We start from the raw sequence: 20,178 nt of genomic DNA, 5'->3' as shown, positions 1-20,178 counted from the left end.
GGCGCGCGGCCCGGCCTTCGACGCCCGGCCCTCCAGGCACCCTCGACCGGTGTTCGAGGACGGAGGGTGATCCTCGGCGGCGTCACAGTCAGCCGTGCGGTGAAGGGGAGCCAATGTCGGAGCAGAGCCAGCGGGTGGCGATCGTGTCTGGGGCCACCAGCGGAATTGGGCTGGCGGTCGCCCGGTCGATCGCTCGCAGCGGGACACGGGTCTACATCTGTTCCCGTCGCGAGTCGGCGGTCGCGGACACCGTCAAGAGCCTCCAGTCGGAGGGGCTCGACGTCGACGGCCGTAGCTGCGACGTGCGGTCCGCGGAGGACGTCGCCCGGTTCGTGGGCGCGGCGGTGGAGCGGTACGGGCCGATCGACATCCTGGTCAACAACGCCGGACGCCCGGGCGGCGGCGCCACCGCCGAGATCGACGACGAACTCTGGTTCGACGTCATCAACACCAACCTCAACAGCGTGTTCCTGATGACCAAGCAGGTCCTCACCACCGGCGGCATGTTGGCGCGGGGCTGGGGTCGCGTCATCAACATCGCCTCCACCGGCGGCAAGCAGGGTGTGGTCCACGCCGCTCCCTACTCGGCCTCGAAGCACGGCGTGGTGGGTTTCAGCAAGGCCCTCGGCCTGGAGCTGGCGAAGACCGGCATCACCGTCAACGCGGTGTGCCCCGGTTTCGTGGAGACCCCCATGGCCGAACGGGTGCGGGAGCACTACGCGGACATCTGGGGCGTCGACGAGGCCGAGACCCACGCCCGGATCACCGGACGGGTCCCGATCGGCCGCTACGTCGAGGTGGAGGAGGTCGCCGCGATGGTGTCGTACCTGATGGGTGACGGCGCCGCCGCGGTGACCGCGCAGGCGATGAACGTCTGCGGTGGGCTCGGCAACTACTGATGGGTCACGGGACACCGGCCCGGCCGGAGCCGGGTCGAACAGCCGGAGCCGGCACGGTTTCGAGGAGAGGCACCGTCATGACGAGTGACACCACCCGGGCGCCGCACCGGGCGCCGGAGGAGACGCCCGACGACCACGACCCCCGGGCGATGCGGGACGTGCAGGCCGCGCTGGAACTGGTCCGCAGCAGCACACTGGAACTGCTGACGGGTTTCGGCCGTACCCCGAGCGCCCTGCGCGTGCGGGCCGGCGGCGTGACGGTCGAGGCCGAATGGCCGGTGGAACCGGCGACCGTCCACGCCGTCACCGACGCGCCCGTGGCGGTGGCGACCGCCCGTGGCGCCACACCCGTCGCCGTCGAGCCGGACGGCCACCAGGTCCGCTCACCGGCGGTCGGGATCCTGTTCCACGCGCCGTCACCCGGCGCCCCGCCGTTCGTCTCGGTGGGCGACACGGTGACCCCGGGCCAGCAGCTGGCGATCGTGGAGGTGATGAAGCTGATGATCCCGGTCGAGTCCACGGTGCACGGCACGGTCAGCGCGGTGCTGCACGACAACGGCGAGCCGGTGGAGTACGACGACCCGCTCTTCCTCATCACCGTCACCGAGAGCTCCTGACCGGCCCGGCCCGCCCGGTCGTCGCCATCGCTGACGACCGGGCGGGCCGGCTGGTCACCGGGAGGCCAGTCCGGCCAGCCGGCTGTCCTCCCCCTGCAGGACGGTCAGCTGCAGGCGTTGCACCCGGACGGTCGGCTCGACCCCGAGCTCACGGGCAAGGATGCCGCGCAGGTTCTGATATGCCTGCAACGCCTCCGCCCGGCGGCCCGACTCGTAGAGCACTTCGATCAACTGAGCGTGGAAGGACTCGTTGAGCGGATGGGCGGCGACGAGGGCACGCAGTTCCGCCACGAGCTCCAGGTGGCGGCCGAGCCGGCGCTCCGCGGTGATCCGCAGGTGGGTCGCCTGGAGTCGCACCTCGTCGAGGTGCGCGATGTGCGCGGCCAGCACCTCCCCGACCGCCAGACCGGCGAACGCCGGGCCCCGCCAGAGGTCGAGTGCCGTGCGGAGTTCACGCAGCGCTGCCTCCGGCTCGTCGTCAACCAACAATTCACGCGCCCGCTGCACGAGTCGTTCGAAGACGTTAACGTCCACGTCCTGCGCCGCGATCCGCATGGCATAACCGGGCGCCCTGGTCGATACCAGCTCCTGACCGAGCGGTGACAACTCGCGCGCCAACAACCGCCGGCCGTGGTAGATGTACGTCTGAAGGGTGGTGACCGCGCTGCGCGGCGGCTTCTCGCCCCACAATTCCCTAATGAGGGTGTCGACCGCCACCGCATCGGGGCACCGGGCGATCAGCAACGCCAGCACCTGGCCTGTTTTCGACGGGCTCACATCGATCGGCCTGTCGTCATCCGTGATGATTTCCAGTGGGCCCAGAACGTTGAACCTCATACGTACTCCCCCGTCGCTCACGGTGATTCTTCCGCCGGTCTCGACAGACCGGAAGGACAGCCGGAAAGCGGTCTGATCCGCACCGCTCCGACGCCGGTGAGAAGTCGGTACGCGCGGCCGAACCCCTTGTCACGGCCATGGCCACCCCCTCGTACCAGCAAAGTGGAGGACCCTCCACTTCCCGCCACTGGGCGCCAGTTTACACATGCTCGCCACTCCTCAGCGCCATCTGTTTTCCCGGTCGCCGAAGGCTCGGCAGGGACCGTTTCCGCAGGAAGAGGCGCGATTTCTGGACCGCGGACGGGGTGCTTGCCCAACTGTGACGAACCGCACTGTCACATCGATGTCTGTATCCATCAGATATCGCGTCCCGACATACGTAAAGAAGGTGAGGATTCGGACACCAACATTCTTTCATCGTCAGCTATTCACCACGTCAACGAAGTGGTGACGGAAAATCAACAGGACTCCTCCATTCGGGTGATCACATCGGACCTTCCGACGCTGTTTAGGAATTGCCGTCGCGAATACCGTATTGATTGCGGCTCAGTGTTCCAACAGCACCCGATGCACATGGGACCGGGCGAGCATCCACGGGGGGTGGAATTCGGCACTCGCTCTCGGCCCGATCGGGCCGACGGGCCTCACGTGCGCCGGAAATCACACGCGAAATCCGCGTCTCTTCCCGAACGGTCCGCCCCGACGTGATCTTCCGGTCCCGCCGGACACGTCCGCGCACCCGAGAATGCGAATGGGAAGGAACGGCATGGCACACATCAGCAGGAGAAGCCTGCTCAGCGGGACCGCCGCGGTCGCGGGTACCGCCGTGGCGGGCATGGCCACGGGAGCATCCGCGCAGGCCGCCACGACCACCACGACGCCCGCGCTGACCGTCACCCCGGGCGACCCGCGCTACCCCGACCTCGTCGTCGGCAACAACCAGCGGTGGGTCGCGACGCCCGACGCCGTACGGCTGGTCACCTCGTCGGCCCAGGTGCTGCAGGCGGTGCAGGAGGCGGTCGACGCCGGCAAGCGGGTCTCCGTGCGCAGTGGCGGGCACTGCTACGCGGACTTCGTCTACCACTCCGCCAGCAAGGTCGTCATCGACATGTCGGCGATGAACCGGGTCTCCTACGACCAGAACCGCCAAGCCTTCGCGGTGGAGCCCGGGGCCCTGCTCATCGCCGTGTACGAGACGCTGCAGAAGGGCTGGAACGTCACCCTGCCCGCCGGTGTCTGCCCGACCGTGGGCATCGGCGGACACGCCACCGGCGGCGGCTACGGACTGCTCTCCCGCAGCCACGGCGTCGTCGCCGACCACATCGAGGCGGTCGAGATGGTCGTCGTCGACGCGAACCGGGTCGCCCGGCTCGTGGTCGCCTCCCGCGCCTCCACCGACCCGAACCGGGACCTGTGGTGGGCGTGCGCGGGCGGCGGAGGCGGCAACTTCGGCATCATCACCCGCTACTGGTTCCGCTCGCCGAACGCCTCCGGCACCATCCCCGGTCAGCAGTTGCCCCGTCCGCCACGCGAGGTGCTCGTCAGCAACGTGCCGGTGCCCTGGGTGGCCCTCGACCAGGCCAGGTTCACCACCCTCGTGCGCAACTTCGGCACCTGGTACGCGCAGAACGCCGGCGCCGACTCCCCGTACACCGCGCTGTCCGGGGTGGCGTTCATCCCGCACCGGTCCGCCGGGGGCATGGGGCTGCTGACCCAGATCGACGCGGCCGTACCCGACGCCGAGAAGCTGCTCGCCGACTACCTCGCCGCCGTCACCCGGGACACCGGTATCACCGCCCCGTACCCGCCCCGGCGGCTGCGGTGGCTGGCGGCCACCCGGCTCATCGGCACCAGCAACCCGGCCACCATGCTGGACCCGACGATGCGCAGCGCGGTGAAGTCGGCGTACCTGCGGCGCAGCTTCACCGACACCCAGATCGCGGCCCTCTGGCGGAACCTGACCCGCCAGGACTACGCGAACCCCAACGCGACCCTCCAGCTCACCGGGGTCGCCGGCGGCAAGGTCAACAAGGTGCCCACCACCGCCACCGCTTACCCGCACCGCAACTCGGCGTTCCTGGCCCTCTACGAGAACTTCTGGATCAACCCGGCGGAGGACGCCCAGCACGTCGGCTGGCTCCGCGACATCTACGGCCAGACGTTCGCCGCCACCGGCGGTTACCCGGTGCCGAACGACCAGACCGACGGCTGCTACATCAACTCGCCGGACATGGACATCCGCGACCCCGAGATCAACCGCTCCGGCGTACCGTGGTCGACCCTGTACTACAAGGAGAACTACCCCCGGTTGCAGCAGGTGAAGGCCCGCTGGGATCCGACGAACTTCTTCCGGCACTCGCAGTCGATCACGCTGCCCTGACGCGATCGGCGCCGGCCCCGAGAGGGGCCGGCGCCGAGAGCCGCGCCACGAGACGGCGGCGCCGGACGGGGTCCGGCGCCGCCGTTACCGTCGGTCCATCAGCTGGTCGACAAGGGCCGTGGTGTGCGTGGCGGTCCGGAACCGGGGATCGTCGAGCACCTGACGCAGGAAGTCCACCGTGGTGTGCAGGCGGGGCCCGGAGATGCGGAACTCGGCCAGGGACCGGAGCATCCGCGCGATGGCCTCGTCGCGGTGCGGCGCCCAGACCACCAGCTTGGCCAGGAGCGAGTCGTAGTTCGGCGGCACCTCGTAGCCGGCGTGCACATGGGAGTCGACCCGGACGAACGGGCCGCCGGGTGGCACGAACTCCGTCACCAGGCCGGGCGCCGGGGCGAAGTCCCGCGCCGGGTCCTCCGCGTTGATCCGGCACTCGATCGCCACCCCGCGGGGCCGGACGTCGTCCTGCGTGAACGCGAGCGGCTCACCCGCGGCGATTTTGATCTGCTCCCGCACCAGGTCGATGCCGGTCGCCATCTCCGTCACCGGGTGCTCCACCTGGATGCGGCAGTTGACCTCCATGAAGTAGTAGTTGCCGTCCGGGTCGACCAGGAACTCGAAGGTGCCGGCGCCGACGTAGCCGGCCGCGAGCGCGCCGTCGACGGCGGACCGTCCCATCCGCTCGGTGAGGTCGACGGGCAGCTCCGGCGCCGGCGTCTCCTCCACCAGTTTCTGGTGGCGTCGCTGCACGGTGCAGTCCCGCTCCCCCAGGTGCACGGCGCGACCGTACCGGTCGCAGAGCACCTGGATCTCCACGTGCCGGGCGTCGCGGAGGTACTTCTCGACATACACCCGGCCGTCGCCGAAGAGCATCTGGGCCGTGGCCTGGGTCCTGCGGTAGTCGTCGAGGAAGCTGTCCCGGTCGTGGACGACCTGCATGCCGCGGCCGCCACCGCCCGCGGCGGCCTTGACGATGACGGGGAATCCGATCGTCGCCGCCAGTTCCTCGGCGGCCTCGGGGCTCAGCGGGTGGACGCTGCCCGGCAGCAGCGGCAGGCCGGCGCGGGTCATCAGGGCCCGGGCCGAGGTCTTGTCGCCCAGCTCCGCCATCACGGAGGCGGGCGGACCGATCAGGGTGACGCCGAGCGATTCGCACGCGTCGGCGAAGTCTGGTGACTCGGACAGGAACCCGTACCCGGGATGGATGGCGTCGGCGCCCGACTGCTCGGCGGCCTGAAGCACGGCGGCCGCGTTCAGGTAGCTGCGGGTGGGCGGCGCCGGACCGATCTGCACCGCCTGGTCGGCGACCTGAACGACGGCCGAGTCACGGTCCCGGGTGGAGTGCACGGCGACCGTCGGGATCCCGAGCTCCCGGCAGCAACGGGCGATCCGCAGGGCGATCTCGCCCCGGTTGGCGATCAGGATCTTCTTGAACATGCTCAGTGCACCTCTCCGCTGATCGTCAACAGCTCCGCTTCCACGGTCACGGCCGAGCCGAACTGGCGGAAGCGGGCCCGCCGGTCGGCGCCGAGCTGGTCGGGGGCGAGCGCGCCCAGCTCGTGCAGGCTCGCCCGCAGGGCTGCGCCGAGCAGCTCGGCCGCACGCAGCGGGTCCGCCCCCGTGCCGCCCTCCGGCTCGACCAGTACGCCGTCGACCACACCGAGGCGCAGCAGCTCCCGGGCGTCCAGCCCGAGCGCCGCGGCGGCACGCGGGGCCGCGGCGGGGTCCTTCCAGACGATCGCGGCGCAGCCCTCCGGGCTGATCACCGAGTAGACACTGCTCGAGAACATCAGCACCCGGTTGGCCACCGCGAGGCCGAGCGCGCCACCGCTGCCACCCTCCCCGATGATCACCGTCACCACCGGCACCGACAGGAAGGCCATGAGGCGCAGGTTCTCGGCGATCGCCACCGCCTGGCCCTGCTCCTCGGCGTCCGCTCCGGGATAGGCGCCGGGGGTGTCCACGAGCGTGACGATCGGCAGGTCCAGCTTCTCGGCCAGCCGCATCAGCCGGGCCGCCTTCCGGTAGCCGGCCGGCACCGGCATGCCGAAGTTGCGGCGCATCAGCTCGGCCGGATCGTGCCCCTTCTGCTGGCCGAGCACCAGCACCGGCCGGCCGTCCAACCACGCGGTTCCACCCACCACCGCTGGACAGTCGCCGGAGATCCGGTCCCCGTGCAGTTCCTGAAAGTCGGTGAAGGCGAGGGACAGGTAGTCCAGCGTCGTCGGCCGGGTGAGGTCCCGCGCCTGGGAGACGTGCCGCCACGGGTCCGGCTCGGGCAGCGCACGGTGGTCACGGACGACCGGGTCCGCCGGCGCGGGGCCTGCGGACCGTACGCCGGTGAAGGTGGCCGCGCGCAGCAGCCGGCCCAGTTCCTGGCGCAGTCGCCCCCGCTCGACGATCATGTCGATCATCCCGCGGGCCAGCAGGAACTCGGCCGTCTGGAACCCCTCGGGCAGGACCTGGCGGATGGTCTGCTCGATGACCCGGCGACCGGCGAAGCCCAGCCGGGCCCCCGGCTCGGCGACGATCACGTCGGCGAGCGTCGCGAAGGAGGCGGCCACCCCGCCGTACGTCGGGTCGGTGATCACCGAGACGGTCAGCACGCCAGCCCGGTCCAGGGCGCCCAGCGCGGCGCTGGTCTTGGCCATCTGCATGAGCGACAGCGCCCCCTCCTGCATCCGCGCGCCGCCCGAGGCCGTCACGATGATCAGCGGCGTGTGCTCGGCCAGCGCCGTCTCGGCGGCGATGGTGATCAGCTCGCCGACGGCGCTGCCGAGGCTGCCGCCGAGGAAGCGGAAGTCCATCACCGCCATGATCGCCGGGACACCCTCCACCGTGGCCCGGGCGCAGAGCACCGCCTCGTTCAGTCCGGTGCGGGCGCGGGCGTCGGCGAGCCGGTCGGCGTAGGGCACCCGGTCGACGAAGCGCAGCGGGTCACTGCTGGTCACCGTGACGGCCAGCGGCTCGTAGCGCCCGTCGTCGGCCAGCATCCCGAGCCGCTGCTCGGCGGTGAGCGGCAGGTGCAGGCCGCATTCGGGGCAGACCCGGTGGTTGCGGATCAGGCGCTTGCCGTAGACCGGGGTGCGGCAACCCCGGCACAGCAGCCAGTCGGTGTCGGTGGAAACAGCTGTGGTGCGGGACATGGGGTTCTCCTCGCGACGGAAGCCGATCGGCGGACGCAGGGCTCAGATCTTGAACACCTGGTCCGCGTAGGCGCTGGCGGCGGGCGGGAACTGCAGCGCCACGTGACTGCTGGCGGTGTTGACTTCACGCCAGGCGCGCTGCATCGGGCTGCTGGTCGCGTGCCCGGACGTGCCGGCCGCCCGGAACAGCCGGTTGACCGCCTCGACGAGCAGGTCCATGGCGAGCGAGCAGTCCCGCAGGTTGCGGCTGGTCTCCAGCGGGGTGATGCCGGCGCCCTGGTCGGCGGCGGCGGCCGCCCGTTCCAGCAGCAGTTCCGCGGCGTCGATCTCGCCGGCGGTCCGGGCGAGGGTGACGTCCTGCTCGACGCGCCGGGGCGGCACCGGGCCGGAGCCGGCGGCGGCGGAGCGGATCTTCTCGGTGACGTGGGCGGTCCAGGCCCGTTCCATCCCGCGCGCCGCGCCGAGCACGGGGGCGACGAACGACAGCCCGTTGACCGCCGGCAGCGGCACCACGTGACAGGGCTCGGTGGAGGCGGCCGCGGCGCCGGTGAACAGGTGCGCGCGGTCGAAGGACCGGGCGTCCGGGACGAGGACGTCCCGCACGACGACGGTGTTGCTCCCGGTCGCGCCCATCCCCACGTTGAACCAGGTGTCGGTGATCTCGTAGGCGGCGCGCGGCACGGCGAACACCCGCGCCGCCGGCGGGCCGTCGGAGGGGACCTGGCCGCAGAGCAGCGCCCAGTCCGCGAAACCCACGGCACTGATGTAGGCCCACCGCCCGGAGAGCCGCCAGCCACCGGAGACCGGCTCGGCGCGGCCGGTCGGGCTCAGCGACCCCACCACCACCGCGTCGGGACCGTCCGCCCACACCTCCGCCTGGCCCTCGGCCGGGAGCAGCCCCGCCATCCGGCCCAGGTTCGCCACCAGGGAGGCGCACCAGGCCGTCGCCGTGCAGGCCTCGCCGACCCGGGCGACGGCGCGGGTCAGGTCGGTGAAGGTGCCGGCGTTGCCGCCGTGCCGGGTCGGCGCGAAGTGACGCGCGAACCCGGCGTCGATCAGGGCGTGCACGACGTCCGGGTCGAGCCGGCGGTCGGCCTCGGACGCGGCGGCGCAGCGCGCCGCCACCGCGGCGAGGTCCGCCACCGCGGTGGGCGTGAGACGCGTGGCCGGTGAACGCTGCTCGCGCATGGTGGATGCCTCCTCGGTCCGGGCGGGACATCCGACGGCACGATCGGCGGCGGTGGTTGGTCCCGCCGCCGTGCCGTGTCCCGCTCCGGACCATCGCCCGGGTCGGTCGAAGACGACTCGACCCCGGCTGGAGCACCGACTACAGGCCCAGGCCCAGAAGGTCGTCGAGGCCGGCCTTGATCGCGTCGACCGCGAACCCGCGCTCCCGCCGCTGGAAGGTCAGGAACGTGGCGGAGAGGGGGGCCAGCAGCGCCGCGGCCACGAAGTGGGCGTCCACCCCGGGCCGGGCGAGGCCGAGCAGCGTGACCAGGTGGATGTGGTAGATGGTGTACGGGCCACTGGTGAACCGGGCCGTCGGCGAGCTGGTCTCGGCGGCGACCAGCAGTTCCCGCTGTGCCTCGACCCGGTCGACGAGCGCGTGCAGGAACGCGCGGACGCGTTCGGCGGGCGGGCCGCCGGGGCCCAGCGGCGGCGGGCCCTGCATGAAGGCGGACTGGAACTGCCGCTCCTCCTCGTCCAGCAGCGCGAAGATCAGCCCGGCCCGGTCACCGAACCTGCGGTAGACCGTGCCCACGCCCACCCCGGCCACCCGGGCCACCTCGTCGAGCGACAGGGCGGTGATGCCGGCCCGGGACACGATCCCCGCCGCCGCCACCAGGATCTTGCGCCGGTTCCGCGCGGCGTCGGCGCGCTCGACCGGTCGACCGGCGATCGGCAGGCTGAGCGCCACGGGCGTCCGCTCGGCCGGAGGTTGTTCGGCCACCTTTGGCCCCTCCCTCGGTCGGCGCCGACCGGTGCCACCCGGGGCGCGGGTTGCTCCATTGTGCCGGTGCTGCGGGAAAACCACCCGCAGGACCCGACCACCGCCGATCGGAGGATGCCCGATCGGGCGACGGACCGGACGGGAGGACGAGGGTCGTTGCACGGACGCGCCACGCCGGTTACTCTCAGCGCAAACGGAGGGGGTTCCGCTTAGCTTCGCGTGCTCCCCGCCGTCCTCTCCCCTCGCGTCGACAGCGGAAGGACGCCCATGACCACGAAGGTCGCCGTCATCTACTACTCCTCCACCGGCAACGTGCACGCCCTCGCGCAGGCCCTCGCCGAGGGCGCCGCCAAGGCCGGTGCGGAGGTACGCCTCCGTCGGGTCCCCGAGCTGGCTCCGGACGCCGCGATCGACAGCAACCCGGCGTGGCGGGCGCACCTCACCGCCACCGCCGACGTCGAGGTCGCCACCCACGACGACCTGCGCTGGGCGGACGCCTACGCCTTCGGCACCCCGACCCGTTACGGCAACGTCTCCGCGCAGCTCAAGCAGTTCCTGGACGGCACCGGTCAGCTCTGGGCCGCCGGTGAGCTGTCCGGGAAGGCCGCGACGGCCTTCACCAGCGCGGGCAACATGCAGGGCGGCAACGAGTCGACCCTGCTCGCGCTCTACAACACGATGTACCACTGGGGCTGCCTGATCGTCCCGCCCGGCTACACCGACCCGAGCGTCTACGCCGCCCACGGCAACCCGTACGGCACGGGCCACGCCGGCGGCAGCGGCCTGCCGGGCGAGCAGGTGCTCGCCGCCGCCAACTACCAAGGGCACCGGCTGGCCACGGTCAGCGCCCGGCTGCTCGGCTCCGCCGTCTGACCCACGCCGCCCGCACGTCGCACGGTCCACCGTCGACGGACACCCCCGGCACGAGGGAGCACCCATGACAGACGTGGCACCGGCCCGGTCCATCGCGGAGGTTCCGCCTGGCCGCCTCTTCCACGACGAGTTCCACGACGGATTCCGCACCACCGGGCCGGACGCGCGGTGGTTGCACACCACCGCCGGCCCGCACGTCGCCGACGACGGCACGGTGCACACCTCGGCCGAGGGGCTGCGGGTGGTCTCCGGGGGGCCCGAGGGGCGCCCGGTCTTCACCCGCACCGTCGCCCAGGACACCACGCCGGGCGCGGTCCCCGGCGTCCTCGACCACGTCAAGTGGCTCGTCTACACGACCCACCGGACGGCGGACGGCACCCCGGGCTTCGAGGTACCGGCCGGACAGGTCCTCACCGGCACGGCCGTGGTGTCCGGACGCACCCACGGCACCACCGGGCACCCCTTCGGTGACCAGGTCACCGACCCGGAGGACGACCTCCGGCTCGCCTCGACGGGGATCAACGCCGTCGACCCGGAGACGTACGTCATCTTCGACTTCCTGCTGACCAACCGGCGGGTGTACGCCTTCTACGAACGCCTCCCGTTCGCCCGCGCCGAGCTGGGCCGCTACGCGGCGTTCTCGTACGGCGTGCCGGTGGCCGACCGGTCACCGGAGGACGAGCACGAGCTCGTCCTCTCGTACGACCGGGACGCGGGCGTCGTCCGCTGGCTCCTCGACGGGCGGGAGGTGTTCCGGGTCGACCGGATCGGTCACCACCTGCCCGGCCGGGAGCACCTGATGCTCGACCACGGCGGCACCGAGGCCCTGGTCGTGCCCCGTCAGCTGAACTTCGGCATGGGGATGCTCACCCTGCTCGACGGCGCCCTGCCTGGGCACTCCCCCGTCGGCCTGGTCCGGCTCGTGGGTGACCCCGGCTTCTACGTCGATCCGGTGGCCGGCGAGCCGACCCCGCAGCGCTTCGTCGACGAGGCGAGCCGCCCGGGCAGTCGACTCTTCGGTCAGGGGGCGGAGCTGTCGGTCCGTCGCTACACGGTGCAGCGCGGTCCGGCCCGATGACCGGGGCCGACACCGCCTCCCGGCCCGCGACGCCGGTCCCGGTGGGGAGGTTGGCGGGCGTGTGGCATCTCGTCTCCTACTTCGACCTGGACGACGAGGGCCGCCGGTCGCCGGGCCCGCTGGGCGCGGCGCCGACCGGCGTCCTCGTCTACACCGCTGACGGGCACATGTCGGTCAGCATGATGCGCACCGACCGTCGCCCCGCCGGTCCCCCGTCCGGGGTGCCCGGGCGGGACGAGACGTTCATGGGGTACGCCGGCAGCTGGCGGCTGGTGGGCGACGAGATCCGCCACACCGTCCTGGTCAGCGCCCACCCGCACCTGGTCGGCACCGAACTCGTCCGCGAGGCGGCCCTGGAGGGCGACCTGCTCGTCCTGCACGGCACGTCGCTGATCTCGGGACGCGCGCAGCGACGCGTACTCACCTGGCGGCGCGCCGCGCCGCCGCACCCGCCCGCCCCGCCGGTGCGGGCGACAACCACCGGTGCCACCGGCACCTCGGAAGGAAGCCGATCGACATGAAGGCCCTCATCGCACAGTCCTACGGACCCGTCGACCAGCTCGTGGTCGCCGAACTGCCGAAGCCCGACCCCGCACCGGGCCAGATCCTGATCCGGTTGCGGGCGGCGGCGCTCAACCCCCTCGACGTCAAGCTCGCCACCGGCGTCATGAAGGACATCATGCCGGTCCGGCACCCTTTCGTGCTCGGCCTGGACGCGGCCGGCACCGTCGAGGCGGTCGGCGACGGGGTGACCCGTTTCCGCCCCGGCGACGAGGTGATCGCCTTCACCCACCCGGTCGGCGGCGCCGTCGCGGAGTACGCGTTGGCGCTGGACGGGCCCGAGGTGGTGGCCCGACCGCAGGCGCTGAGCCCGGTCGCCGCCGCGGCGCTGCCGGTCGCCGCGATGACCGCGGCGAACATCGTCGAACTGGCCGATCCGGCACCGGATTCCACGATGCTCGTCGTCGGCGCCACCGGCGGGGTGGGTTCGTTCGTCGTGCAGCTCGCCGCGCAGGCCGGCGTCCGGGTGCTGGCCACCGCCCAGCCGGACGAGGTCGACTACGTCCGCGGTCTCGGCGCCGCGGAGGCGATCGACTACACCGCCGCGGACACCGTGGAGGAGACCCTCCGGGCGCAGCCCGGCGGGGTGGACGTCGTGGTCGACCTGATCAACGCCGGGCCGGGGCTCGCCGCCACGGCGGCGGCGGTCCGGCCGGGCGGGCGCCTGGTCTCGCCGGCCGGCGGCCCGCCCGCCTTCGAGCGGGACGTCACGGCCGCCTACGCGCACATCGAGGCGAGCGAGGGGCTGCTGCAGCGCCTCGTCGACCGGGCGGCCGACGGCGGGCTCGCGGTGGAAATCGGCGCGACGTACCCGTTCACCGAGGCGCAGCAGGCGGTGGCCGACTTCGTCGGCAAGCACACCCGGGGCAAGGTCGTCGTCACCTTCTGAGCGACCCCGCTCCCCACGCCGTCCACCGGCCCCACCCGGGTGCCGGTGGACGGCACTTCCGGAACCGACCCGAGAGGCGGTATGACGTGTACGCCTTCGATCCCGAGCTGACCGAGCCGGCCAGCCGGTTGCCGAGAGTCGACTACGCCGACCTCGGGACGGCGCGGGCGGCCGCCCGCGCCATCGCGGCCCACCAGCAGCCGTACCTGTCGGCGGCGCCGGTGCGGGTCACCGACACCCGGGCACCAGGTCCACCGGACGCCCCCGACGTGCCCGTACGGCTCTACCGCCCCGCCGTCGCCGGGCCGGTCCCGGCGCTGCTCTACCTGCACTGGGGCGGCTTCGTCATCGGTGGCGTGGACGGCGTGCACCACACCTGTGTCCGGATCGCCGACCAGGTGGGGGCGCTCGTCGTCTCGGTCGACTACCGGCTGGCCCCGGAACACCCGTTCCCGGCCGCGCTGGACGACTGTCACGCGGTACTGGAATGGGTGGCCAAGGAGGCCACCGAGCTGGGTGTCGACGCCGACCGGATCGGCGTCGGCGGGGAAAGCGCCGGCGGCGGCCTCGCCGCCGCGCTCTGCCTGGCCGTACGCGACCGTGGCAGCCCGGCCCTGCGGCACCAGTGCCTGCTCTTCCCCGCCCTGGACGACCGGCTCGACACCGTGTCGGCGCGGGCCTTCACCGACACCCCGATGTGGGACCGGGCCAACGCCCTGGTGAGCTGGGGTCACTACCTTCGGGGGCGGGCCGGCGCCGCCGACGTGCCGGCGCTCGCCGCGCCCGCCCGCGCCACCGACCTGTCCGGACTTCCCCCGGCCTTCGTGGTGGCCTGCGAGTTCGACCCGCTGCGCGACGAGACGATCGACTACGCGCACCGGCTCATCCAGGCGGGGGTCCGCACGGAGCTGCGTTACTACCCCGGCACCTTCCACGCCTCGATCGCGGTCGCCGAGGCGGCCGTCTCCCGGCGGATTCTCGCCGACCAGGTGGCCGCCCTTCGTGCGGGCCTGGCCGCCTGACCGCGACGCCCCTGTCGGTCGTCCCGGCCTCCACCCCTCCCTCGGTCCCACCGGTCGCGCGCCGACCGGGGTTAGGAGCACATCCGTGACCACCGTGTCCAACGCCGGCGTCCAGACCGTCGGCGAGGAGCCGTACCGGATCGTCTGGGACGACTTCCGGGACGGGTTCCACTGCACCGGGCCGGACGCCCGGTGGAGCCTCTACGGTTTCGGCCCGCACATCGGCGACGACGCGGAGGTCACCACCTCCGCCGACGGCCTGCGGGCGATTTCCTCCGGCGTGCACCCGACCACCGCGGAGCCGGCCTTCGTCCGCACCCTCGGACAGGAGGCGCAGCACGGGCCGGTGGTGCCCGGCGCGCTGGACCATGTCAAGTGGCTGGCCTACCCGCAGCACCTGGCCGGTACGGGCGTGCAGGGCTTCGACGCCGTACCGGGGCGGGTGCTGTCGTTCGAGACGTGGCTCTCGGGGCGCACCTACGGCACGTCCGGCCACCCCTTCGGTGACCAGGTCACGGACCCCGAGGACGACCTGCGGCTGGCCTCCGTCGCGATGCCGGTCCTCGACCACGAGACCGCGATGGTCTTCGACTTCTTCCTCACCAACAAGCGGGTGTACGTGTTCTACGAGCGGCTGCCGCACGCGCGCGGTCAGCTCGGCGACTACGCCGCCTTCCTGCACACCGTGCCGGTGGCCGACCGGACCGTCGACGACGAGCACCACGCGGTGATCTCCTACGACCGGGCGGCCGGCACGGTGCGCTGGTTCCTCGACGGGGAGGAGGTCTTCTCCGTGGACCGCATCGGCCATCCCCTGCCATCCCGCGAGCACCTGATGCTCGACCACGGCGGCGAACCGACGACCGTCGCCCCCCGGCAGCTCGCCGGCGGGATGGGCATGTTCACCATCCTCGACGGCGCGCTCCCGGGCCGCAGCGCCAGCGGACTGGTCCGACTCACCACCGCGGACGCCCACTACTTCGACCCGATCGTCGGCGCGCCGCGTCCGCAGGCCTTCGTCGACGGGAGCAGCCGGCCCGGCAGCCGGCTGTTCGGCCAGGGCGCCGAACTGCGGCTGCGCCGCTACGTGATCTCCAGCCAGCCGTCACGACCGTGACGGTCACCGGAACCGAAGGGAAGACCCTGATGCAGAGCAGGACGCTCGGCGAACGCCTCGTCACCTCCGCGCTCGGCCTCGGCTGCATGGGCATGAGCGAGTTCTACGGCGGCCGCGACGACGCCGAGTCGGTCGCCACCATCCGCCGGGCCCTGGACCTCGGCGTGACCATGCTGGACACCTCCGACATGTACGGACCGTTCACCAACGAGGAGTTGCTCGGGAAGGCCATCGCCGGGCGCCGGGGCGAGGTGGTGGTGGCCACCAAGTTCGGGGTGGAGCGCCGCCCGGACGACGGCTACTTCGGCCTGAACAGCCGCCCGGAGTACGTGCGGCGGGCCTGCGACGCGTCGCTGCGCCGGCTGGGGGTCGACCACATCGACCTCTACTACCAGCACCGGGTGGACCCGACGGTGCCGGTCGAGGAGACCTGGGGGGCGCTGGCCGAGCTGGTGGCGGCGGGCAAGGTGCGGCACCTCGGAATCTCGGAGGCGCCGGCCGACGTGGTGCGCCGCGCCCACGCCGTGCACCCCGTCACCGCGGGCCAGTACGAGTACTCGCTGTTCAGCCGGGAGCCGGAGGCGGACCTGCTGCCGACACTGCGGGAGTTGAACATCGGTCTGGTCGCGTACAGCCCGCTGGGCCGGGGAATGCTGACCGGGTCGATCGCGAGCCTCGACCAGCTCGAGCAGGACGACTACCGGCGCGGGACCCCGCGCTTCCAGGGCGACAACCTCGACCACAACCTCGCCCTGGTGGCTCGGGTGCGAAAGCTGGCCGCCGAGCGGGAGGTGACCCCGGGTCAGCTCGCGCTGGCCTGGGTGCTGGCGCAGGGGCCGGACGTCGTGCCGATCCCGGGCACCAAGCGCCGCCGGTACCTGGAGGAGAACGTCGCCGCCCTGGACGTCCGGCTCTCCCCCGCCGACCTCGCCGCGATCGACGCGTCGACCCCGCCCGGCGCCGCCGCCGGCGAGCGTTACCCGTCCCGCCCGCCGGTCGGTCACCGCTGACCCCGCGGCGGCGGCCGACCGGCCGCCGCCGCGCGGGGCGGTCAGCGGATCAGGTACTCCGACGGGTCGAACCGGCGGGTGCGACGCCAGTACTCCTGGGCCGGGAAGGGCCAGTTCTGGGCAGAGCGCCCGGCCCGGTTGACGAACCAGCTGCTCACCTTCGACCAGCCCCAGGCCCGCAGCGCGTTGGCCTCGTCGACCCAGGCGTTGTGCCGCTCGAAGACCTCCGGCCGGACCTCCACGGCGCGGTGTCCGCCGGCGAGCAGCTGACGGACCGCGTCCACCAGGTAGGTCACGCCGCACTCGGAGAAGTAGATGATGCTGCCGCCCTGCCCCGACAGGTTGGTGTTCGGCCCGTACAGGCTGAACAGGTTGGGAAACCCGGGCACGGTCAGACCGAGGTAGGCCCGGGCGTCGCCGTTCCACGTCTCGTGCAGGTCCCGACCGTTCCGGCCGGTGACCCGCATCGGGGCGAGGAACTGCGACGCCTGGAAGCCGGTGCCGTAGATGAGGACGTCGACGGAGTGCTCCGTGCCGTCCGCCGTGCGGACGCCCCGCGGCGTCAGCCGCTCGATCGGGTCGGTGGCCAGGCGCACGTGGTCCTGCTTGAGCGTCGACAGCCAGGCGCCGTTGTCCCGCAGCACCCGCTTCGCGCCGACGGGGTAGCGCGGGATCACCCGGTCGCGCAGGTCCGGCCGGTCGGCGAGCTGGCCCTCCAGGTACGTCGCCAGGGTGGCCCGCAACTCCTCGTTGACCGCGGAGATCGCCCGCTCGGTGGGCGGGTAGTCCGGGTCGACGACCCACCCCTCCAGCACCCCGTGCAACCCCGGCGCCAGCAGCCAGAACCGTTGCCAGGCGGCGTAGTACGGCAGGTGCTCGTAGAGCCAGCGGGCGCCTTCGGGCACCGCGTGGTGGTAGTGCGGCGTGGGCCGCAACCATGGCGCGTTGCGCTGGAAGACGACCAGTTCCCGGGCCTGCGCGGCCACCTCGGGGATGAACTGGAAGGCGCTGGCGCCGGTGCCGATCACCCCGACCCGCTGACCGGTGAGGTCCACCGAGTGGTCCCAGCGCGCGGAGTGGAAGGCCGGGCCGGTGAAGTCGGTCCGCCCCGGAAGGTCGGGCACGTTCGGCCGGTTCAGTTGCCCCACCGCGGTGACCAGCACGGCGCATTCGGTGGTACGCGGACCGTCGGGGGTGTCGAGGTGGAGCCGCCAGCGGCCGGTCGCCTCGTCCCACTCGGCGCCGCGCACCTCGGTGTCGAACCGGATGCGCTCGTGCACCCCGGTCTGCTTCGCGAAGTCCCGGAAGTAGTCCAGCACCGCCTCGTGGCTGGCGAAGTGGTCCGTCCAGTCGAGCCGGGGCGCGAAGGAGTAGCTGTAGAGATGGCTCGGCACGTCGACCCGGCAGCCCGGGTAGTGGTTCTCGAACCAGGTGCCGCCGACGTCGCTGTTCTTCTCGTAGACGGTGACCGGCACCCCGACCTGGCTGAGCCGGTACGCGGCGAGCAGGCCGCTCATGCCGGCGCCGACGACGGCGACCTCGACGTCGTGCCCGGGTGCCAGCTCGTCGCCGTGCCATCGCGGCGCCTTCGGGTCCTCCCCGGGCAGGACGACCTCCTGGGCGAGCAGGGGAAGCAGGTCGCTGGTGTCCCGGCCCATCGCCCAGCTGGTGATGTGCCGCAGGGCGGCCGGGTCGAGCGGCGGCACGGGCGCGCCGTCGCGCAGGCGGCGCAACGCCGCGAACGCCAGCTCCCGGGCATGCGCCTGCTGCTCGGCGGAGAGCCCGCCCTGCGGCAGGAAGAGCCAGCCGTTGGGGCGCAGGTCGTCGCGGAGCACGGACAGGTCGCCGGTCAGGTGGGCCACGGTCATCAGCAGCGCGGGCGCCTCCCCGTCGCGCAGGTGGGCCCGCAACGTCTCGTCGTCGACGGTGACGGGTTTGATCGCCGAGGTGAACGTCATGGCAGGCGCCTTCCGGAAGAAGTTGGGAGCGGATGAGGTCAGGGCCGGCTCGCCCCGTCGGCCGGACGGCCGGCGCCGGGCTCCGCCGGGTGGGGGCACTCGCCGTCGCAGAGCGCGCGGAAGCCGCGGTCGAAGTAGACGACCGGCGACCCCTCGTCGGGCAGGACGACCCGCCGGACACCGCCGACCAGGATCACGTGGTCCCCGGCCACGTGGCGGCTGTCGATGACGCACTCGACGGCGGCGAGCGCCTCGCGCAGCACCCTCGCCCCGCCGGCGGTGCGGACGAAGCCGCCGGCGCCGAACTTGTCCGGGCTCTTGCTGGCGAACCGCTTGGCCAGGTCGACGTGGTGGGAACGCAGGAAGCTCACCGCGAAGTGGCGGCTGCGCTGGAAGACGGGGTACGAGTTGGCGGACCGGTCCAGGCAGACCAGCACCAGGGGCGGATCGAGGGACACCGAGCAGAACGAGCTCGCCGTGAAGCCGTACGGGGTGCCGTCCTCGTCGTGCGTGGTCACGATCGCCACGCCGGTCGGGAAGCGCGCCATCGCCTCCCGGTAGGCCGCCGGATCGACCGGGCGGACTCCGTTGTCGCTGATGGTGGAATCAGTTGAGCGCATCGGAATCTCCCGGTCGTCCGCAGGGTGGAGGGGTCAGGAGGCGGGCCGCGACACGAAGTCGGTCAGCGAGACGGTGATCTCCTGCCGGTTGGCCCGGTACGACATGCAGTAGCTGGTCGGGTACCAGCCGGCCTCCTTCCAGGCCGCGGGGAGCTTGAGCGGCCGGCAGGACGGTTCCACCCGCCCGGCGGCGAGGTCCGCCAGCCAAGCCCTCGTGATCATCGGCTCGTAGAAGGTGATGTCGCCGCCGTAGGCGCCGTACATGAAGGTGTGGGTGAACGGCTGGCCGTTGAACTCGGGGGCCGTGGGGTCACCGAGATGGTTGCCCATGCCCGGCACCACGGCGTCGATGTCGAGGTAGTCGGCGGGCAGGTAGCGGGCCGGCACGGGCAGCCGCGCCTCGGCGTAGTCCGCGCAGTCGACCAGGTTGCCGCCGCCGCACGGGCCGGTGCCGATGGCCGCCGTCTCCGCCCGGTCCTGGAGGTAGAAGTGCAGGTCGAAGTGGGGGACGCCGTAGATCTCGGCCGGGGCGTGCCCACGCGGGTCCCAGTTCAGCATGGCCCACTGGAACGGACCGCCGACCACGTCCCGGAAGCGCTGCGGCAGGTCGAGCAGGTACTCGTGCTCGTGGACGCACTCGGTGGCCGGGTCGGTCGTACCGTCGCCGTCGACGTCGTAGCAGTGCGCGCCGTCGGTCGGCTCGGTCGGCAGGCCGCCGAGCGCCCGACGGTCGAGGACGAAGCCGAGGCTCACCGGCCGGTCACCGGCGAGCTGGGAGTAGATCCGCACCGTCCCGTCGCCGAGCCGCTTCGGCGGCCCGTAGTCGGCGCACGGACCAGGGTAGGAGCGGGTGGCACGGTAGAGGCGCTCGGCCGCGGCGGGCGGCAGCTTCACCGTCCGTTCCTTCTCCGGTCGCCCGAGGACCAGGCAGACGTCCAGCGGAGCGTCTCCCTTCGCGCCGGACCGCTGCGGGCCGGCGACGAACGCGACCGGCACGGTCCGCGGGTCCAGCGGTGGCGGGGCGACCGTCGTCCGGGCCGGCTCCCCGACGGCGTGGTGGTGGTCGGCGCGGGCGGGCGCCGCTGCGGGGGCGGGGGACGATCCGCCGTCCGGCAGTTGGGCGGCGAGGGTGAGCAGACCGGCGACGGCTGCGGCTGCCGCGAACACCCGGCGGGCGCGCGGTGCGGTTGTGATGGACACAGCGACCGTTCCTAACGTGAGGG

18 protein-coding genes are annotated in these 20,178 nt (G+C 72.6%); 10 read left to right on the top strand and 8 right to left on the bottom strand.

All coding sequences use genetic code 11. From position 1 onward, the window contains the following. Positions 1–113 precede the first annotated feature (113 nt). Positions 114–899: an SDR family NAD(P)-dependent oxidoreductase gene (locus FHX75_RS02900; protein WP_154936531.1), complete on the top strand. Its 786-nt coding sequence runs from the start codon at positions 114–116 to the stop codon at positions 897–899. A 77-nt stretch (positions 900–976) separates the two neighbouring features. Continuing rightward, positions 977–1,516 carry an acetyl-CoA carboxylase biotin carboxyl carrier protein gene (locus tag FHX75_RS02895; RefSeq protein WP_170285276.1) on the top strand — a complete coding sequence of 180 codons (540 nt, stop codon included), beginning with the start codon at positions 977–979 and terminating at the stop codon, positions 1,514–1,516. A gap of 54 nt (positions 1,517–1,570) precedes the next feature. Here FHX75_RS02895 and FHX75_RS02890 read toward each other — a convergent pair whose 3' ends face one another. Then, a complete protein-coding gene (locus tag FHX75_RS02890) occupies positions 1,571–2,353 on the bottom strand; it encodes an AfsR/SARP family transcriptional regulator (protein ID WP_154936529.1) in 783 nt (260 codons plus the stop codon). Between the two features lie 766 nt (positions 2,354–3,119). Here FHX75_RS02890 and FHX75_RS02885 point away from each other — a divergent pair. After that, positions 3,120–4,733 (top strand): FAD-binding oxidoreductase, encoded by a 1,614-nt coding sequence (locus tag FHX75_RS02885; protein ID WP_154936528.1) that lies wholly within the window; start codon positions 3,120–3,122, stop codon positions 4,731–4,733. Between the two features lie 84 nt (positions 4,734–4,817). Here FHX75_RS02885 and FHX75_RS02880 read toward each other — a convergent pair whose 3' ends face one another. From FHX75_RS02880 to FHX75_RS02865, 4 genes are all read right to left on the bottom strand, one after another. Continuing rightward, positions 4,818–6,167 (bottom strand): acetyl-CoA carboxylase biotin carboxylase subunit, encoded by a 1,350-nt coding sequence (locus FHX75_RS02880; protein WP_154936527.1) that lies wholly within the window; start codon positions 6,165–6,167, stop codon positions 4,818–4,820. A gap of 2 nt (positions 6,168–6,169) precedes the next feature. Next, the gene (gene accD, locus FHX75_RS02875; RefSeq protein WP_154936526.1) at positions 6,170–7,876 is read right to left on the bottom strand and encodes an acetyl-CoA carboxylase, carboxyltransferase subunit beta; all 1,707 of its coding nucleotides are present in this window, start codon (positions 7,874–7,876) and stop codon (positions 6,170–6,172) included. A 42-nt stretch (positions 7,877–7,918) separates the two neighbouring features. Further along, complete coding sequence (locus tag FHX75_RS02870) at positions 7,919–9,064, bottom strand: acyl-CoA dehydrogenase family protein (RefSeq protein ID WP_154936525.1); 1,146 nt, start codon at positions 9,062–9,064, stop codon at positions 7,919–7,921. Between the two features lie 139 nt (positions 9,065–9,203). Continuing rightward, positions 9,204–9,827: a TetR/AcrR family transcriptional regulator gene (locus tag FHX75_RS02865; RefSeq protein WP_154936524.1), complete on the bottom strand. Its 624-nt coding sequence runs from the start codon at positions 9,825–9,827 to the stop codon at positions 9,204–9,206. 267 nt (positions 9,828–10,094) lie between these two features. Here FHX75_RS02865 and wrbA point away from each other — a divergent pair, with 267 nt between their 5' ends. From wrbA to FHX75_RS02830, 7 genes are all read left to right on the top strand, one after another. Next, complete coding sequence (gene wrbA / locus FHX75_RS02860) at positions 10,095–10,700, top strand: NAD(P)H:quinone oxidoreductase (RefSeq protein ID WP_154936523.1); 606 nt, start codon at positions 10,095–10,097, stop codon at positions 10,698–10,700. A 64-nt stretch (positions 10,701–10,764) separates the two neighbouring features. After that, positions 10,765–11,778, top strand: a complete 1,014-nt coding sequence (locus tag FHX75_RS02855) for a DUF6081 family protein (protein WP_154936522.1) — start codon at positions 10,765–10,767, stop codon at positions 11,776–11,778. Between the two features lie 59 nt (positions 11,779–11,837). Continuing rightward, on the top strand, positions 11,838–12,299 hold the full coding sequence (locus FHX75_RS02850; RefSeq protein ID WP_211364302.1) for a lipocalin-like domain-containing protein: 462 nt from the start codon (positions 11,838–11,840) through the stop codon (positions 12,297–12,299). Next, positions 12,296–13,228, top strand: a complete 933-nt coding sequence (locus FHX75_RS02845) for an NADP-dependent oxidoreductase (protein WP_154936521.1) — start codon at positions 12,296–12,298, stop codon at positions 13,226–13,228. Before FHX75_RS02850 ends, FHX75_RS02845 begins: the two co-directional genes overlap by 4 nt. An 86-nt stretch (positions 13,229–13,314) precedes the next feature. Further along, positions 13,315–14,250, top strand: a complete 936-nt coding sequence (locus tag FHX75_RS02840) for an alpha/beta hydrolase (protein WP_154936520.1) — start codon at positions 13,315–13,317, stop codon at positions 14,248–14,250. An 85-nt stretch (positions 14,251–14,335) separates the two neighbouring features. Further along, a complete protein-coding gene (locus FHX75_RS02835; RefSeq protein ID WP_154936519.1) occupies positions 14,336–15,367 on the top strand; it encodes a DUF6081 family protein in 1,032 nt (343 codons plus the stop codon). A 29-nt stretch (positions 15,368–15,396) separates the two neighbouring features. After that, on the top strand, positions 15,397–16,377 hold the full coding sequence (locus FHX75_RS02830) for an aldo/keto reductase (RefSeq protein WP_154936518.1): 981 nt from the start codon (positions 15,397–15,399) through the stop codon (positions 16,375–16,377). Between the two features lie 41 nt (positions 16,378–16,418). Here the strand turns inward: FHX75_RS02830 and FHX75_RS02825 are convergent, their stop codons facing one another. From FHX75_RS02825 to FHX75_RS02815, 3 genes are read right to left on the bottom strand one after another with little or no spacing between them, the layout of a single operon-like run. Then, positions 16,419–18,335: a flavin-containing monooxygenase gene (locus FHX75_RS02825; protein WP_154936517.1), complete on the bottom strand. Its 1,917-nt coding sequence runs from the start codon at positions 18,333–18,335 to the stop codon at positions 16,419–16,421. Between the two features lie 38 nt (positions 18,336–18,373). Continuing rightward, the gene (locus FHX75_RS02820; RefSeq protein WP_154936516.1) at positions 18,374–18,955 is read right to left on the bottom strand and encodes a flavin reductase family protein; all 582 of its coding nucleotides are present in this window, start codon (positions 18,953–18,955) and stop codon (positions 18,374–18,376) included. Between the two features lie 33 nt (positions 18,956–18,988). Continuing rightward, positions 18,989–20,155 (bottom strand): hypothetical protein, encoded by a 1,167-nt coding sequence (locus FHX75_RS02815; RefSeq protein ID WP_154936515.1) that lies wholly within the window; start codon positions 20,153–20,155, stop codon positions 18,989–18,991. Positions 20,156–20,178: the final 23 nt, after the last annotated feature.

The organism is Micromonospora palomenae, assembly GCF_007829925.1.
GTDB lineage: Bacteria > Actinomycetota > Actinomycetes > Mycobacteriales > Micromonosporaceae > Micromonospora > Micromonospora purpureochromogenes.
The sequence above is the reverse complement of the archived record's forward strand: the minus strand, read 5'-3'. Positions and strand labels throughout refer to the sequence as shown.

Coding starts and splice junctions, on each gene's coding strand:
- FHX75_RS02900 (WP_154936531.1), top strand. CDS start 114: ATGTCGGAGCAGAGCCAGCGGGTGGCGATCGTGTCTGGGGCCACCAGC.
- FHX75_RS02895 (WP_170285276.1), top strand. CDS start 977: ATGACGAGTGACACCACCCGGGCGCCGCACCGGGCGCCGGAGGAGACG.
- FHX75_RS02890 (WP_154936529.1), bottom strand. CDS start 2,353: ATGAGGTTCAACGTTCTGGGCCCACTGGAAATCATCACGGATGACGAC.
- FHX75_RS02885 (WP_154936528.1), top strand. CDS start 3,120: ATGGCACACATCAGCAGGAGAAGCCTGCTCAGCGGGACCGCCGCGGTC.
- FHX75_RS02880 (WP_154936527.1), bottom strand. CDS start 6,167: ATGTTCAAGAAGATCCTGATCGCCAACCGGGGCGAGATCGCCCTGCGG.
- accD (WP_154936526.1), bottom strand. CDS start 7,876: ATGTCCCGCACCACAGCTGTTTCCACCGACACCGACTGGCTGCTGTGC.
- FHX75_RS02870 (WP_154936525.1), bottom strand. CDS start 9,064: ATGCGCGAGCAGCGTTCACCGGCCACGCGTCTCACGCCCACCGCGGTG.
- wrbA (WP_154936523.1), top strand. CDS start 10,095: ATGACCACGAAGGTCGCCGTCATCTACTACTCCTCCACCGGCAACGTG.
- FHX75_RS02855 (WP_154936522.1), top strand. CDS start 10,765: ATGACAGACGTGGCACCGGCCCGGTCCATCGCGGAGGTTCCGCCTGGC.
- FHX75_RS02845 (WP_154936521.1), top strand. CDS start 12,296: ATGAAGGCCCTCATCGCACAGTCCTACGGACCCGTCGACCAGCTCGTG.
- FHX75_RS02830 (WP_154936518.1), top strand. CDS start 15,397: ATGCAGAGCAGGACGCTCGGCGAACGCCTCGTCACCTCCGCGCTCGGC.
- FHX75_RS02825 (WP_154936517.1), bottom strand. CDS start 18,335: ATGACGTTCACCTCGGCGATCAAACCCGTCACCGTCGACGACGAGACG.
- FHX75_RS02820 (WP_154936516.1), bottom strand. CDS start 18,955: ATGCGCTCAACTGATTCCACCATCAGCGACAACGGAGTCCGCCCGGTC.